The sequence below is a fragment of the Bradyrhizobium sp. CCBAU 45394 genome, from assembly GCF_028128655.1.
Taxonomy (GTDB): domain Bacteria; phylum Pseudomonadota; class Alphaproteobacteria; order Rhizobiales; family Xanthobacteraceae; genus Bradyrhizobium; species Bradyrhizobium diazoefficiens.
In genome coordinates this window covers 95,218-109,500 of sequence record NZ_LBIX01000176.1, presented here as the reverse complement: position 1 = coordinate 109,500, position 14,283 = coordinate 95,218, and the positions used below count along the sequence as shown (strand labels likewise).

Genomic DNA, 14,283 nt, shown 5'->3' with positions numbered 1-14,283 from the left:
GCACGCAACGAGGCCGGCTGAAAAGCCGGCCTTTTTGCTGCGCCAAACAATGGCGCGATCCGGCACAATCATTCATCCGGCGTTCAACAAACAAATGCCGCGGAACCGCCGATGTTCCGGAACAACCGATATCTCCTTTCGTTGTTGGCGCGGGCAATGACGCAAATAAACACGTGAGGAGAATCTAAATGTTGAACCGCTTTATGATCTCTGTTGCCGCGCTTGCACTCGTCGCCGGCACCGGACTGGCGAACGCACAGGGCACCATGAACCGCGAGAGCGGCGGCGCCGGCGCGCAGCCCGCGCAGCAAACACAGCCGTCGGGCGGTGCGGCCGAGCGCGGCGCCACGGGCAAGGACTCCGTGACGAAGGAAAAGGGCACCGTCGGTCAGGCTGGCGGCGCCAGCGCCTCGAAGCCGGGTGCGGCCGCGGAAGACAAGTCGCCCGGCGCGATGAAGGACGAGCGCCCGGGCGGCGCGATGCACAAGAACGCCGCCGAGGACAAGGCCGGCGCGACCAAGGGCCAGCGTACCGACGAACGCGCGCAGGGTCAGATGGACAAGTCGCAGCAGGACAAGTCCAAGAGCATGAGCCAGGATACGACCAAGTCCGGCGCCAAGGACCACAAGGACATGAAGGCTGAGGACAACAAGGCCGGCACGTCCACCAAGAGCAATGCCGAGAACCGCCCAGGCTCGGGCACCTCGACCGACATGAAGGCCGAGGGCAAGAGCTCGACCTCGTCCTCGACGACGGTCGGCCAGGCCGGCGCTGCCGCCAAGCTCTCGACCGAGCAGCGGACCCAGATCACGTCCGTGATCCGCGAGGAGCGCGTGGCCCCCGTGACCAACGTGAACTTCTCGATCGCGGTCGGCACCCGCGTGCCGCGCGAGGGTATCGAGCTGCATGCCCTGCCGTCCCGCGTCGTGTCGATCTATCCGGAGTGGCGCAGCTACCGCTACGTGCTGGTCCGCGAGCAGATCGTGATCATCGATCCGAATACCTATGAGATCGTCGCGATCCTCGACGTCTAAGGCCGGATGACGGCAACCTCAGGGGCGGGCAGCGATGCCCGCCCCTTTGCGTTCGGCCGACAGCCATGCTTTTGACTGGTTAACAAGCAATTTCCGTAGCTTCCGCACAGGTTTTTGCACCCCGGATGAGGTGCCTGAAGGCCTCTGGGAGGTCCTTCAAGGCTTCCCCTAGGGCGCTTTGTTACCTATAACCCCGCCACGCCGAAACACCTCTTGCGGGATTGGAATGGCCGAACCAGCAACCGACACGATCCTCGTTCTCAACGGGCCGAACCTCAACATGTTGGGGACGCGCGAGCCCGAAAAGTATGGTCACGCGACCTTGGCCGACGTCGAGGCGCTGTGCCGGGAGACGGCGGCATCATTCGGTCTCAAGGCCGACTGCCGTCAATCCAACCGCGAGGGCGAGTTGATCGACTTCATCCACGAAGCGCATGCGCGCAAGATGAAGGGCATCATCATCAATGCCGGCGGCTATTCGCACACCTCGATCGCCCTGCACGATGCGCTGCTCGCTGTGCAGATCCCGACGGTCGAAGTGCACGTGACCAACATCCACGCCCGCGAGAGCTTCCGTCATCACTCCTACACCGCGCGCGCGGCCTTCGCCTCGCTCTGCGGTTTCGGCATCGAGGGCTACCGCCTCGCCATCCAGGGCCTTGCCGCCAAGCTCGGCCTCAAGCCCAAAGCCTGACGCTCCCTCCCCACACAGAACATTCGGATCAAGAACATGGCGCGCCAGCCAGACGACAAAGCAGCCGCAAAGTTTTCCAGCGAGGATTCCGCGCTCGTCCGCGAGCTCGCCCTGCTGCTCGATGAGACCAGCCTCACCGAGATCGAGATCGAGCGCGCGGGCCTGCGCCTGCGCGTCGCCCGCAACATCAGCGTTGCCGCGACCATGCCGATGCCGGTCGCTGCCGCTGCCGCCGGCCTGCCGGTGGCCACGGCCGCGCCCGCTGTTGCCGCGGCGGCCGACCTGTCGAAGCATCCCGGCGCCGTCACCTCGCCGATGGTCGGCACCGCCTACTGGGCGCCGGAGCCCGGCGCCAAGCCGTTCATCGAGGTCGGCAGCAAGGTCTCGGTCGGTCAGACGCTGCTGATCATCGAAGCCATGAAGACCATGAACCAGATCCCCTCGTTGCGCGCCGGCACGGTGACGCAGATCCTGGTCGAGGACGGCCAGCCGGTCGAGTTCGGTGAGCCGCTCGTCATCATTGAGTAACGGCCAGGGCAGCTCAGCTGCCCCCGTCGCATTTCGCGCGCCAGTCCCTTAAGGACACCATGTTCGACAAGATCCTCATAGCCAATCGCGGCGAGATCGCCCTTCGCATCCTCAGGGCCTGCAAGGAGCTCGGGATCGCGACCGTCGCCGTGCACTCCACCGCCGACGCCGACGCCATGCATGTGCGCCTGTCGGATGAGAGCGTGTGCATCGGACCGCCGCCGTCCAAGGACAGCTATCTCAATGTGCCCGCGCTGCTCGCGGCCTGCGAGATCACCGGGGCGGACGCCGTGCATCCCGGCTACGGCTTCCTGTCAGAGAACGCGCGCTTCGCGGAAATCCTCTCCGAGCACAATCTGCATTTCATCGGCCCCAAGGCCGAGCATATCCGCCTGATGGGCGACAAGATCGAGGCCAAGAAAACCGCCAAGAAACTCGGCATCCCCGTGGTGCCCGGCTCCGATGGCGCGGTCGGTCCCGACGACGATGCGCTGGGGATCGCCAGGAAGATCGGCTTCCCGGTGCTGGTGAAGGCGGCGGCGGGCGGCGGTGGCCGCGGCATGAAGGTCGCGCACAGCGAGGCCGACCTCCTGATGGCGCTGTCGACGGCGGCCAATGAGGCCAAATCCGCCTTCGGCGATGCGTCCGTCTACCTCGAAAAATATCTCCAGAAGCCGCGCCATATCGAGATCCAGATCCTCGGCGACGGCCGCGGCGGCGCAATCCATCTCGGCGAGCGCGATTGCTCGCTGCAGCGCCGCCACCAGAAGGTCTGGGAGGAAGGCCCCTCGCCCGTCCTCTCCGCCGCCGCGCGCGCCAAGATCGGCGAGACCTGCGCGAAAGCAATGCGCGAGATGAAATATCTCGGCGTCGGCACCATCGAGTTCCTGTTCGAGGACGGCGAGTTCTACTTCATCGAGATGAACACCCGCATCCAGGTCGAGCATCCCGTCACCGAGAGCATCACCGACATCGACCTCGTGCTGGAGCAGATCCGCATCGCCGCCGGCGGCGAGCTGCCGGCGAGGCAGGAGGAAGTCCAGGTCATCGGCCACGCGATCGAATGCCGCATCAACGCCGAAAATCCGGTGACCTTCCGCCCCTCGCCCGGCCGGATCCTGCAATATCATCCGCCCGGGGGCCTCGGCGTCCGGATCGATTCCGCCGTCTACCAAGGCTACACGATCCCGCCTTATTACGACTCGCTCGTCGGCAAGCTGATCGTGCACGGCAAGACGCGCGCCGAATGCCTGATGCGGCTGCGCCGGGCGCTGGACGAAATGGTGGTCGAAGGCATCGAGACCACGCTGCCGCTGTTCCGCGCGCTGGTGCGCGAAGACGACATCATCAACGGCGACTACCACATCCACTGGCTGGAGCAGTACCTGGCCGGCAAGGCGGAACCCGCTGCGAAATAGTCTTCCCGCCCCGTGGAACCCTCTCGCCCCAATCGCGTTCTGGACGGTTGGGCAGTTCCAAGGGGGCGTTTTGAACTCCACCGGCGTAACAGGGCGAGACCGTCGTGACCGCTGAGGCGCAGCGGCGGCGCGCATTTTGGCAGATCCTGCTGTTCGCTGCGGGCCTTCTGGTGCTGACCGTGATCAGCGCCGGCTCCGTCTATCTCGTCAACAAGGCGCGGGAAGACAGCAAATCGGTCGTCCACACCATCGAGGTGGAGAACCAGATCAACACCCTGCTGCTCGAAGTCCGACGCGCCGAGAGCAGCGCCCGCGGCTTTCTCCTGACGCAGGGACCGGATTTCCAGTCGGATCACGAGAAGGCCGTCGCAGCGATCATTCCGGCGCTCGACAAGCTCACGCGGCAGATCGGCGACAATCCGGCGCAACGCGACAGCATCGAGAAGCTGAGCGCGGCGATTGAGACCCGGCTCGACCAGTTCTCGCGCGAGATGAATTTCGTGAAGCAGGGTCAACCCGACAAGGCCACGGCGCTGATCCGCGAGGCCGCCGCCGGCAACACCACAACCACGATCAGCAACCTGGCCAACGCGATGACCCGCGAAGAGGAACGACTGTTCCGGATTCGCACCGCCAACTCCGACCAGAGCCAGACGCTGGCCGCGTCGATGACCGGCATCGGCTCCGGCCTCGTCGTGGTGCTGGCCCTGATCTCGATTCGGCTGGTGCGGCGCTCGGCCCGCGCCCGTGACGAGGCCGAAATGCGCCTGCGCGATGCCAACGTCAACCTGGAGACCGTCGTCGACGAGCGTACGGCAGACCTGCGCGAAGCCAACAACGAAATCCAGCGCTTTGCCTATATCGTCAGCCACGATTTGCGCTCGCCGCTCGTCAACATCATGGGCTTCACCAGCGAACTCGAAGAACTCGGCGGCGACATTTTCCGCCGCATCGGCAGCCTTACCCGCGTCCCGGCCGACGGGCCACCCCTGGCCCCCGGCGAGATCGCGCTCGAAGGCCCCGACCAGCAGCTTTCAGCGGACTTCTCCGAGGCGCTCGGCTTCATCAAATCGTCGATCGCCAAGATGGACCGGCTGATCTCGGCGATCCTCAACCTCACCCGCGAGGGCCGGCGCGAATTCCAGCCGGAGAAGATCGACATCCGCGAGTTTGTCGAGGCCATCGTGTCGACACTGGCGCATCAGGCGGTGGAAGCGCAGGCCGAGATCCACATCGCGCCCCTGCCGAATATCGTCAGCGACCGCCTTGCGCTGGAGCAGATATTCTCCAATCTGATCGACAACGCGATCAAATATCTCAAGAGCGGGGAGCCCGGAGAGATCAGAATTCGCGGGCGCACCAAGCTCGGCTACGCTATCTTCGAGATCAGCGACAACGGCCGCGGCATCGATCCAAAAGATCATCAGCGGATTTTCGACCTGTTCCGGCGCGCGGGAACCCAGGACAAGCCCGGACAGGGCATAGGTCTTGCACATGTGCGTGCACTTGTGCGCCGTCTCGGCGGCACCATGTCGGTATCGTCGGAACTGAACGCGGGCAGCACATTCACGATCACGCTGCCCGTCGCCTGGAACGCCAGCAACCGGAACGTAGATCGATGACGCAGCCTGTTACCATCATCATGATCGAGGACGACGAGGGGCACGCCCGGCTGATCGAGCGCAACATCCGTCGCTCCGGCGTCAACAACGAGATCATCCCGTTCGGCAACGGCACCGACGCGATGAGACACCTGTTCGGCGCCGACGGCAGCGGGCTTTCCCAGAAGGGAAATGCCCTCCTGATCCTGCTCGACCTCAACCTGCCCGACATGAGCGGGATCGACATTTTGAAGCAGATCAAGGAAAACAGTCATCTCAAGGCATCGCCCGTAGTCGTCCTCACGACCACAGACGACTCCCAGGAGATCAAGCGCTGCTACGAGCTCGGCTGCAACGTCTACATCACCAAACCCGTCAACTACGAGAATTTCGCCAACGCCATCCGGCAACTCGGGCTGTTCTTCTCGGTCATCCAGGTCCCGCCCGCCGCCACATGAACCAGAGAACGCCGACACTGCTGTATATCGACGACGACGACGCGCTCGCGCGCCTGGTCGACCGCGGCCTGACGCGGCGCGGCTACAGGGTCGTTCATGCCGCGAGCGGCGAGGAAGGCCTCGAGCACATCCGCCGCGCCGGCGCCCAGGACAGCATCGAAAGCGGCATCGACGTCGTTGCGCTCGACCAGTACATGCCGGGTCTCGACGGCCTCGAGACGCTGGAGCAGATCATGGCGATCCCGGGCGCCCCACCCGTGGTGTTCGTCACCGCCTCGCAGGATTCCAGCATCGCGGTCACCGCGCTGAAGGCGGGCGCGGCCGATTACCTCGTCAAGGACGTCAAGGGCGACTTCATCCCCCTGCTTCACGTCGCGGCGGAGGGCGCGCTGCGCCAGGCCGAATTGCAGAATGCGCGCGAGGAGGCCGAAGCCGAGATCCACGCCTCGCGCGACCGCTATGCCGCGCTCGCCGCCGAGCGCGAGATGCTGCTGCGCGAGGTCAATCACCGCGTCGGCAATTCGCTCCAGATCATCGCCTCGCTGCTGCATCTTCAGGCGAGCTCCGCCGGGCAGGAAGAGGTCAAGGCCGCGCTGACCAACGCGATGGGCCGCGTCGCCGCGGTCGCGCAGGTGCACCGCCGCCTCTACACCTCGCAGGACCTCAAGAGCGTCGTCCTGAACCAGTACCTGGACTCGCTGCTCGAGGACCTGCGCCGTTCGGCCGAAGGTAACCGGATGTCGCGCCTGACGCTGAAGGCCGAGCCGATCGAGATCGATCCGGACCGCGCGGTCGCCGTCGGCATCATCGTCAACGAGCTAGTGATGAACGCGGTGAAATACGCCTATCCCGACGGGGCCGGCCCGATCCATGTCGAGCTGACCCTGCAGGACGAGAATCTGCTGCTGGCGATTGCCGATGACGGCGTCGGCGACAACGTCAAGGCCGATCCGCGCTCCACCGGCATGGGCCAGCGCATCGTCGCGGCCATGGCCACCAAGCTCGACGCCTCGGTCGAGCGCGATCCCGCCCACAGCGGAACCCGCATCTTGCTGAGGTTCCCCCGCGTGCCCGTCGCGCCCGGCAAGAGCAACAGCGCCGCCGCGAGCTGACCCGCGCCCCCATCGCAACCGCATTGCGATCCTGCTATTGTCGCACCATGACTTCGCGCGACTCCGCTTCGTCTGAAATTACGCCGGCCGTGCTGCTGCGCGCCTATGCCTGCGGCATCTTTCCGATGGCCGAGAGCGCCGACGATCCGACCCTGTTCTGGGTCGAGCCGGAATTGCGCGGCGTCATCCCGCTCGGCGGATTCCGCGTGGCCTCGCGGCTCGCGCGCACCGTGCGCTCGGATGGGTTTCGCGTGACCGTCAACACCGCGTTCAAGGCCACGATTGCCGGCTGCGCCGCGCCGCAGGCCGGGCGCGAGGACACCTGGATCAACAAGCGCATCCGCGACCTCTATGGCGGCCTGTTCGAGCTCGGCCATTGCCACAGCGTCGAGGCCTGGCAGGGCGACGACCTCGTCGGCGGACTCTACGGCGTGAGCCTGGGACGCGCCTTCTTCGGCGAGAGCATGTTTCACACCGCGCGCGATGCCTCGAAGGTCGCGCTGGTGCACCTGGTCGCGCGGCTCATCCATGGCGGTTTCGAGCTGCTCGACACGCAATATGTCACAGAGCATCTGAAGAACTTCGGTGCGGTCGAGATTCCGCGGCGGCGCTACACCGCGCTGCTCGACAAGGCGCTGGCGGGCGAGCCCGGCGATTTCCTCAAGCTCTCGCCCGGCGAGGCGATCCCCGGCGCTCGCGCGCTCGAGATCATCGCCTCGCGGCAATAGTCGATAGCCGGCTTAGCGGCCGAATCCGGGGATACCGAACAGGCCTGGCCGCTGCTCCGGTGGCGGGGGCGGCGGCGGTGCCGGTTGCTGCTGCTGGATCGGCGGCAATGGCTGCGGCGGACGCTGCTGCACGGCCTGCTTGGGCGCGGCCTTCTTCTGCGCGGGCGGCGGCGGCGCAGCCGGCTTGGTCGCGGGATCCGGTGCAGCCGTCGCAATGGTCTGCTGCGGCTCTTTGCAGTCGGTCAGCCAGATGTCGTAGATCGGATGCTCGACGCCGTGCAGGCCGGGGCTTGCCGCGTACATCCAGCCCGAGAAGATCCGCTTCACCTCGCCCTGCAAGGTGATCTCGTCGACCTCGACGAAGGCGTCGGTGTTGGCGGCTTCCGTCGCCGGCCTGGTGTAGCAGGCATCGGTCTTGACGCGCAGCGCGCCGAACTGGACGGTCTCGCCGATATCCTCGTCGAAATTGATGATACGTCCGGTGATCTTGTCGAGGCCGGAGAAGGTCGCCTTCTTGTTCACGATCTTCTGGGCCGGCGGCTCGGTCACGACCTCGTCGCCCGGCTGCAGGCTCGCCGGCGTCTGCGGCACGGCACCGCCCGGCCCGCCCTTCTGCTGGGGCTGGCGCTGACCGGGCGCGCCCGGCTGGGGGGCGCCTGGCGGCGCGACCGCCACGGGCGGCGGCTGGTTCGGCGGAGCGACGGTGGAGCCTGGCGGCGGCGCCAAAGGCTGGGTCTCGACCGGCCCCGGCATGACATTGCCCTGACGTCCGGGCGGCGGCGCCATCGGACGCGATGGCAGCACGCGGCCCTGCGGCGGCAGCTCGGGGACCTCCTCGTCGTCGTCGGGCACCTGCGGCTGCGGCTGTCCGCGCGGAATGCTGCCGGGCGGCCGCAGCGGCGGCGGATCGGAGAAGATCGTGCCGATCTGCGCCTGTGAGGGCGTCGCAGCCGTGAGCGCAGTGGCGGCAAGAAGCGCCGCAAGACCTGTCAGGGTAAGGGTTCGAACCATCTTCTCGCGCGGCTTCAACAGCGAATCGGGCTTGCTGGACATTCTACAGGGGATACCGCCGCTCGCAGGCCATCCGGTTAACACGCCGAATACGGCGGGGAAAGGGCGGCATCCCTGCCCTGCCCGGCCCCGGCTGGCCAGACCACCGGCCGAATGGGATAGTCGGACGACCCTTCCCTGGGGGCCGAGGCAGGTCCCGCCCCCCGAACATGCCGTCCAACGATAAACAGAAGCCCCAAGGTCGCTCCCCCCATGCCCGTTGTGCTCGATCCCGATGCCGCCGCCGTCTACATGGCCTTCCAGGAGGCCGGCCGCCCCGCCTACGAGACCCTGACCGCAGCGGAAGCGCGCGCCTATTACGCCCAGGCGCGCTTTGCCACCAACCCCGAGCCGCCCGAACTTGCCCGCGTTGCTCCGCTGGCGATCCCGGCGCCGCACGGCACCATCCCGGCCCGCATCTACGTGCCGAAGGACCCGCGCCGGCACGACGGCCTGTCGCCGGCGCTGGTGTTCTTCCATGGCGGCGGCTGGGTGATCGGCGATCTCGACTCCCATGACGTCGTCTGCCGCCAGCTTGCCGTCGAAGCCGCGCTGATCGTGATCTCGGTCGACTATCGCCTCGCGCCCGAGCACAAATTTCCCGCCGCGGCCGATGATGCAATCGCCGCGACCAAATGGGTTGCCGCGAATGCGCGCGAGCTCGGCATCGACGCCTCCCGTCTCTCGATCGGCGGCGACAGCGCCGGCGGCAATCTCGCCGCGGTCGTCGCGCTCGCTGCGCGCGATGGCAACGGCCCCGCGATCGCCGGCCAGATCCTCATCTACCCGGCCGTCGATTTCGCCATGACGCACGGCTCCCACAGCGAGCCCGAGACCAGCGTGCTGCTGACCCATTCGGTGATCCGGTGGTTCCGTGACCATTACCTCAACGGCACCGCCGACATCCACGACTGGCGCGCCTCGCCTGCGCGCGCGGAAAACCTTGCCGGCCTGCCGCCGGCCTATGTGCTGACCGCCGGCGCCGATCCCCTGCGCGACGAAGGCGACGAATATGCCGCGAGCCTGAAGCAGGCCGGCGTCAGCGTGACCTACAAGCACTTTCCCGGCCAATTCCATGGCTTCTTCACCATGGGCAAGTTGTTGCGAGAGGCCAATGTCGCGGTCAGCGAGATCGGCGCGTGGTTGAAGGGATTGGGCTGACGACGCCGTTGCGCATGGCTTCCAATCTTCAAACGATCTTCGCCATTCCCCTGCGCGGGCTGACATGGCTCGGCGACCAGGGCACGCGCGCCGTGGCGGCCATCGCCTTCATCGCGGTTGCGGTGCCGCCGCTCGGCGCGCTGCTGCGCCCCTACGTCACCGAAGCGATCTTCCTTCTGCTCTGCATCTCCTTCATGCGGGTCGACCTGGCGGCGCTCTACGGACATCTGCGCCGGCCGGCCCTGGTCGCGGCCGCCACGGCCTGGACCACGATCGGCGTGCCGCTGATCGTCGGGCTGCTCGCACATGTAAGCGGGCTCGACAGAAGCTCGCCCGGCCTCTTCCTCGCGCTGATGCTGCAGGGCATGGCCTCGCCCATGATGGCCGCCCCGGCGCTCGCAGCGCTCATGGGTCTCGATGCGACGCTTCCCCTGGTCGCGCTGGTGACCGCCACCGCGCTGGTGCCTTTCACGGCCTCGTTGTTCGCGAGCCTCTTCCTCGGCGGCATGCTCAGCATCTCGCCGCTCACGCTCGGCCTGAAGCTGCTCGGAATTCTCGCGGCGTCGCTGCTGGCCGCGACCGTCATCCGCCGCTTGTTCGGCACCGAGACGATCCAGCGCCACAAGCGTCCGATCGACGGCATCAACATCGTCATCCTGCTGGTGTTCGCCTCGGCGGTGATGGGCGACGTCGCAACCGACTTCCTCGCCGCCCCCCTGTTCACGATCGGTGTCGCGCTGCTCGCCTTCGCGGTCTATTTCACCCTGCTCACCGTCACGACGCTGATCTTCCGCCGCGTCGGCTATGAGCGCGCCTTCGCGATCGGCCTGATGGTGTCACAGCGCAATCTCGGGCTGATGCTGGCCGCGACCGCGGGCGCACTGCCGGCCACAACCTGGCTCTACTTCGCGCTCACGCAGTTTCCAATTCATCTTGCGCCCTACCTGCTGACGCCGATCGCGCGCCGGCTGACGGCACACGCAGGTACCTCCGGCCGGGCAGCTGCAGATAGCCCGACCTAGGCGTGTGCTCATAGATCCGGGGATGTCTGCTTTCGAGGGTGAACGGGACAGGCGGTCCCACTCTCGGAACTTCACACCCTGTGCCCCAGAGCGGCCATCAAGGAGTGGCGGCTTACGCTCGCTGGCGCTCAGGCGGGGTACTCCCGCCAACATGCGTCAATCCGCCACATAACCCCGGAGGATGATTCTCCCCGAGCGATGCGAACGCTATCCAACGTTGCCTGCGGCTTGGTCGTCGCGTGCCACCCAGAGGCGGGTTTGGAGGAAGTCGTGTTCCGTCCCGATGCTCATGGCATCGCACATTCTCAGCTCACTGCTTTCGGCCAATGGTGTGAGGCCCGAACGGGGCAGCGGCTGAGCGATCACGCTGCGATGGACCGCTTCTCGGTGGAGGATTTCCACAGCTTCTGGCGTCTCTTCCTTGAGTGGTCCGACGTGCCGCGGGACGGTGCAGCCGAGCCCGTCTGCGTCGGCGATGCCTGCGAGACCGCGCGCTTCTTCCCGGATCTTCGTCTCAACTACGCCGAGTGCCTCCTCGCCGGCAGTCCCGGCCAGCCGGTCCTGACAGCCTGCCACGCTGACGGCAGCCGCGACCGGTTCACGCGTGGCGCGTTGCGCGTCGCGGTTGATCGATTGGCAAAGTCGTTGCAGCGGCTCGGTGTGCGCCGCGGCGACCACGTCGTGGCAATCGCACGCAACAATGCCGAGGCGGTCATTGCCTGTCTGGCGACCGCCGCGATTGGCGGGACTTTTGCCAGCTGCGCGCCGGAGATGGGCGTACCCGCTATCCTGGCGCGGTTCGCCCCTCTCGAGGCCGTGGTGCTCTTCGGCTGCCTTCGAGCGGAGCGATGGGATGCGGGAATTCCGGTCGCCGAGCGCGTCCTCGAAACGGCGGCCGGCCTGCCGAGCCTCGCGGCGATCATTGCGCTGGACGATGGCTCGCTGGACGTCGATGAGGGGACGGCACCTCTGCACAGGCTTGCCGATCTGCTCGGTGATGATGATGGTGGCGAGATTGGGCCAGGCTGGCCTCGTCACCCGTTCAACCATCTGCTGTTCACGATGTTCTCTTCGGGCACCACGGGCCCGCCAAAATGCATTCAGCACGGCGCCGGGGGCACCTTACTGGAGCATCTGAAGGAGCACCGGTTGCACTGTGATCTCAGCCACGGCGACAGGCTGTTCTTCCAAACCTCCTGCGGTTGGATGATGTGGAACTGGCAGCTCTCGGCGCTGGCGTCCGGCGTCGAGATTGTCCTCTACGACGGGCCGCTCGCAGCGGCGGACACGTTCTGGCGGATTGTTGCCGAGGAACGTGTGACCGTGTTCGGCACCAATCCCGCCTATCTGCACTTCTGCGAGGAGAAGGGTTTCTCCCCAGGGCGGGTGCTCGACCTTTCTGCCCTGCGCACCATGCTCTCGACCGGCTCGATCCTCTATCCCCGCCAGTACGACTGGGTCAGCAGCAAAGTGAAGCCGTCGATGCCGCTGCAGTCGATCTCAGGCGGCACGGACATCATCGGCTGCTTCGTCCTTGGCAATCCGAATCTGCCGGTCCATCGCGGCGAGGCACAGTGCCGCAGCCTCGGCCTCGATGTCCGCTCGCTGCCGCCGCCTGACGATCCGCAGGCGGAGATAGGCGAATTGGTCTGCGCCAACCCTTTCCCCTCGCGGCCCCTCGGCTTTCACGGCGATGCCGACGGCACCCGCTTCCACGCCGCCTACTTTGCTCAGAACCCCGGCTATTGGACCCATGGCGATCTGATCGAGGCCACGCCTCATGGGGGCTGGCGCTTGCATGGTCGTTCAGACGGCGTCCTCAACGTGCGCGGCATCCGCATAGGGACCGCGGAGATCTACCGCATCCTCGATGACGTCGGCGGGATCGTCGAGGCGATGGCGGTCGAGCAGCAAGCGGAAGACGAGCCAGGCGGCACACGCATGGTTTTGTTGCTCGTGTTGCGCGAAGGCGTGGTGCTCGACAGCGCTCTCGCCAAGCACATCCGCTCCGAGCTTGCACGCTGCGGCTCGCCGGCCTTCGTGCCGGCGCGTATCGCACAGGTCGACGCGCTTCCTGTCACCTTTAACGGCAAGCGGTCCGAAATCGCAGCGCGGGATGCGGTGAACGGCCGCCCTGTACGGAATCGCGACGCCCTGCAGAATGCCGAATGCCTTGAGGCCATTGCCAACCATCCGGTTCTGCGAGCGCCTCCGACCGCCAGTGTGTCTCGGGAGCCGCCCCCCGTCTGTGGAGTGCTCCCAGACGTTGAGCAGCTGCGGAAAGACCTGCAGGCGATCTGCCAGCGCGTGCTGGACCTGGCTCCCATCGGCTGGTCCGATAATCTTCTGGACCTCGGCGCGGACTCGCTGGCCATAGTCAGCCTGCTCCTGGAGATCGAGAGCTATGCAGGGCATCCGGTGCCACTTTCGGCCTTTCTGCGGGCGCCGTCGATCGAAGGCCTGATCGCGGTCCTCTCCGGCGCGGAGGCAATGACGGCCCAGCAGCTTGGCCGGTCGGGCCTGCACGTCCGTGCCCTCGGTCCGGAGGACGTGGAGCCGGTCTGCCGCTTTCTTGAGGAATCGTTTCGCGGGGCGGGCATCGATGCCACGAGATGGCGCCGTCTGTTCGATCATGGCTGGTCGGATCACACCCGCGGCTTCATGCTTTTCGACGGCAACGCCTTGGTTGGATTCATCGGGGCAGTTGCTGCCCGGCGGCAGGTGAACGAGGAGGCAGTCCTCGTCTGCAATCTGTCCTCTTGGGTTGTACGCGCGCAGTACCGCGGCTGGGGCATGGCGCTGCTCGCATCAATGCTGGATGACGCGAACGCCACATACACGTGCTTCACTCCACAGCCGTCGTCTTGGGCCGCCCTCATCGCACAGCGTTTCAAACCGCTGGACTCGCAGCGCATCGCCATACCGCCATTGCTACAGGCCGCGACCTTGTTCGGCTCGACCCGGCCGATGATCAGCTTCGATCCGGCCGTGGTCCGCGAGAGACTGACCAGCCACCAAAGGCAAATCTTCGACGATCACGCGGCGTATGATTGCCTGCAGCTCATCGTCGTCGACGGGCCTGATTACGCCTATCTCGTGGTGAAGCGCCGCGATCAGCGTCTTGCAGCAAGTCGATTGGGACGACTGGCACGGTTTCTGCCGCTCAAAATCCCCTATTCGGACATTCTGCATTGTAGTGCGCCGGTTCTGTTGTTGCGGCATCTCGAGCGCGTCAAGCTGGCGATCTTGCGCCGGCAGCGAACGGTGGCGCTCGTCGCGGAGGCGCGAATCTTTCCGGTCCCACCACGAGGCATGATGCTCCCGATGATCACGTGCTTCCGTTCCCCGTTGATCGCCGACGGCGAGCTCGACAGGCTGTATTCGGAAATCGTACTCCTGCCCATCTGAAGGCGGACATTCGCTTTGCGCATTGTCGACGTCCGCTTTCGTGGCAACGCGGACCTCGCTATCACGCAC

At 66.0% G+C, this 14,283-nt stretch carries 12 protein-coding genes; 11 read left to right on the top strand and 1 reads right to left on the bottom strand.

Translation table 11 applies throughout. The features are described from left to right. Positions 1-188 precede the first annotated feature (188 nt). The 8 genes from WN73_RS37930 to aat all read left to right on the top strand — a co-directional run bounded on the left by WN73_RS37930 (position 189) and on the right by aat (position 7,573). Positions 189-1,034 carry a DUF1236 domain-containing protein gene (locus WN73_RS37930; RefSeq protein WP_271557287.1) on the top strand — a complete coding sequence of 282 codons (846 nt, stop codon included), beginning with the start codon at positions 189-191 and terminating at the stop codon, positions 1,032-1,034. Between the two features lie 226 nt (positions 1,035-1,260). Continuing rightward, positions 1,261-1,728, top strand: coding sequence for a type II 3-dehydroquinate dehydratase (gene aroQ, locus WN73_RS37925; protein ID WP_011087065.1), 468 nt, complete (start codon positions 1,261-1,263; stop codon positions 1,726-1,728). A 36-nt stretch (positions 1,729-1,764) separates the two neighbouring features. Beyond that, a complete protein-coding gene (gene accB / locus WN73_RS37920; protein ID WP_028171229.1) occupies positions 1,765-2,256 on the top strand; it encodes an acetyl-CoA carboxylase biotin carboxyl carrier protein in 492 nt (163 codons plus the stop codon). Between the two features lie 59 nt (positions 2,257-2,315). Further along, complete coding sequence (accC, locus tag WN73_RS37915) at positions 2,316-3,674, top strand: acetyl-CoA carboxylase biotin carboxylase subunit (RefSeq protein WP_011087063.1); 1,359 nt, start codon at positions 2,316-2,318, stop codon at positions 3,672-3,674. A 104-nt stretch (positions 3,675-3,778) separates the two neighbouring features. Next, positions 3,779-5,296: a sensor histidine kinase gene (locus WN73_RS37910; RefSeq protein WP_271557282.1), complete on the top strand. Its 1,518-nt coding sequence runs from the start codon at positions 3,779-3,781 to the stop codon at positions 5,294-5,296. Further along, positions 5,293-5,733, top strand: a complete 441-nt coding sequence (locus WN73_RS37905) for a response regulator (RefSeq protein WP_011087061.1) — start codon at positions 5,293-5,295, stop codon at positions 5,731-5,733. Before WN73_RS37910 ends, WN73_RS37905 begins: the two co-directional genes overlap by 4 nt. After that, positions 5,730-6,845, top strand: coding sequence for a sensor histidine kinase (locus WN73_RS37900; protein WP_271557281.1), 1,116 nt, complete (start codon positions 5,730-5,732; stop codon positions 6,843-6,845). Before WN73_RS37905 ends, WN73_RS37900 begins: the two co-directional genes overlap by 4 nt. Before the next feature lie 47 nt (positions 6,846-6,892). After that, a complete protein-coding gene (gene aat / locus WN73_RS37895) occupies positions 6,893-7,573 on the top strand; it encodes a leucyl/phenylalanyl-tRNA--protein transferase (protein ID WP_028171225.1) in 681 nt (226 codons plus the stop codon). A 12-nt stretch (positions 7,574-7,585) separates the two neighbouring features. On the opposite strand, the gene WN73_RS37890 is transcribed toward aat, so the two are convergent. Beyond that, complete coding sequence (locus tag WN73_RS37890; protein ID WP_028171224.1) at positions 7,586-8,626, bottom strand: DUF2155 domain-containing protein; 1,041 nt, start codon at positions 8,624-8,626, stop codon at positions 7,586-7,588. Between the two features lie 210 nt (positions 8,627-8,836). Here WN73_RS37890 and WN73_RS37885 point away from each other — a divergent pair, with 210 nt between their 5' ends. The 3 genes from WN73_RS37885 to WN73_RS37875 all read left to right on the top strand — a co-directional run bounded on the left by WN73_RS37885 (position 8,837) and on the right by WN73_RS37875 (position 14,214). Continuing rightward, complete coding sequence (locus WN73_RS37885; protein WP_271557280.1) at positions 8,837-9,784, top strand: alpha/beta hydrolase; 948 nt, start codon at positions 8,837-8,839, stop codon at positions 9,782-9,784. Positions 9,785-9,798: 14 nt separating this feature from the next. Next, positions 9,799-10,806: a Na+-dependent transporter gene (locus tag WN73_RS37880; RefSeq protein ID WP_028171222.1), complete on the top strand. Its 1,008-nt coding sequence runs from the start codon at positions 9,799-9,801 to the stop codon at positions 10,804-10,806. A 270-nt stretch (positions 10,807-11,076) separates the two neighbouring features. Next, positions 11,077-14,214 (top strand): acetoacetate--CoA ligase, encoded by a 3,138-nt coding sequence (locus WN73_RS37875; protein ID WP_271557279.1) that lies wholly within the window; start codon positions 11,077-11,079, stop codon positions 14,212-14,214. The last annotated feature ends 69 nt before the right edge of the window (positions 14,215-14,283 follow it).